We start from the raw sequence: 956 nt of genomic DNA, 5'->3' as shown, positions 1-956 counted from the left end.
ACTTTGTTTCTTGGCGGAAAGGAAAAGACAACACTTAAAGAGCTATCTGAAACCTTGGGTAAAGAAACCATAGACTTATATAACACATCGGAAACAAGATCAAATGCCAATAGTTATGGACTCAATTACCAAAAGACAGGAAAAGAGCTGATGAGCCAAGACGAGATAACGGTTATGGATGGCAGTAAATGTATCTTTCAGCTTAGAGGTGTAAGACCGTTTTTATCAGATAAATTTGATATTACAAAGCACAAGAATTACAAGTTACTTGAAGATTTTAATAAGAAAAATGCCTTTAATATTGAGGAATATATCAAGAGAAAAGGGAAAGCAAAATTAAATAGAGAAACGGTTATTACAAGAGTGCAGTAAGTCTAAAGAACATAGATTTGCTGCTTTTTTATTACTCAAAATCAGGAGGTAAGATGATAAGGATAAGAAGTCCCACTAAGAAAAAACTAAATTGCATAAGTATTAGCGATTGGAAAAGAAAAACTCCGATCGCTTTTTTATTGAAAAGAAAAGGAGAAATTTTTAATGAAGCAAGAAATGATTAACATCAATGCCAACTTATTGGCAGAACCAACTTTTTCAAGTTTTGACAAAGAGGGAGAAACGGTAGAAGTTACAAACTTTACACTTGTAAAAAAGTATGGAAAAGGCAAGGAATATATCAATTGTGCAGCTTATGGTGAAAAGGTAGAAACAGCAAAAGCCTTTGAAAAAGGCGATTTGATCCATATCTTTGGCTACTTTAAGAAGCGTGAAAAAGACGGAAAGACTTACAAAAACTTTGTTGTGAAGTCATATAACAAGATTGAAAAGAAAGAAGAAAATGAGGAGGAATAAACAATGGAATTTTTTACACAGGCAGTAAATGTATTAAAGATTTTAGTTATGGCAGTAGGTGCAGGACTTGGAGCATGGGGCGTTATTAACCTGATGGAAGGTTATGG

General features: G+C 33.5%; 4 protein-coding genes. All 4 read left to right on the top strand.

All coding sequences use genetic code 11. From position 1 onward, the window contains the following. The coding region (locus tag BBG48_RS10800) for a TraM recognition domain-containing protein (RefSeq protein WP_199560414.1) at positions 1-372 on the top strand (372 nt) is incomplete at its 5' end. A gap of 53 nt (positions 373-425) precedes the next feature. Further along, positions 426-557 (top strand): hypothetical protein, encoded by a 132-nt coding sequence (locus BBG48_RS11395; RefSeq protein WP_274541893.1) that lies wholly within the window; start codon positions 426-428, stop codon positions 555-557. Beyond that, complete coding sequence (locus BBG48_RS10795) at positions 538-849, top strand: single-stranded DNA-binding protein (RefSeq protein ID WP_068912817.1); 312 nt, start codon at positions 538-540, stop codon at positions 847-849. Before BBG48_RS11395 ends, BBG48_RS10795 begins: the two co-directional genes overlap by 20 nt. A gap of 3 nt (positions 850-852) precedes the next feature. Beyond that, a partial coding sequence (locus tag BBG48_RS10790) for a Maff2 family mobile element protein (protein WP_116170990.1) occupies positions 853-956 on the top strand: 104 nt, incomplete at its 3' end.

The sequence above is a fragment of the Criibacterium bergeronii genome, assembly GCF_001693775.2.
Classification (GTDB): domain Bacteria; phylum Bacillota; class Clostridia; order Peptostreptococcales; family Filifactoraceae; genus Peptoanaerobacter; species Peptoanaerobacter bergeronii.
The sequence above is the reverse complement of the archived record's forward strand: the minus strand, read 5'-3'. Positions and strand labels throughout refer to the sequence as shown.

Bases quoted from the DNA above. Each gene is read 5' to 3' on its own strand.
- BBG48_RS10795 (WP_068912817.1), top strand. From the start codon at position 538: ATGAAGCAAGAAATGATTAACATCAATGCCAACTTATTGGCAGAACCA.
- BBG48_RS11395 (WP_274541893.1), top strand. From the start codon at position 426: ATGATAAGGATAAGAAGTCCCACTAAGAAAAAACTAAATTGCATAAGT.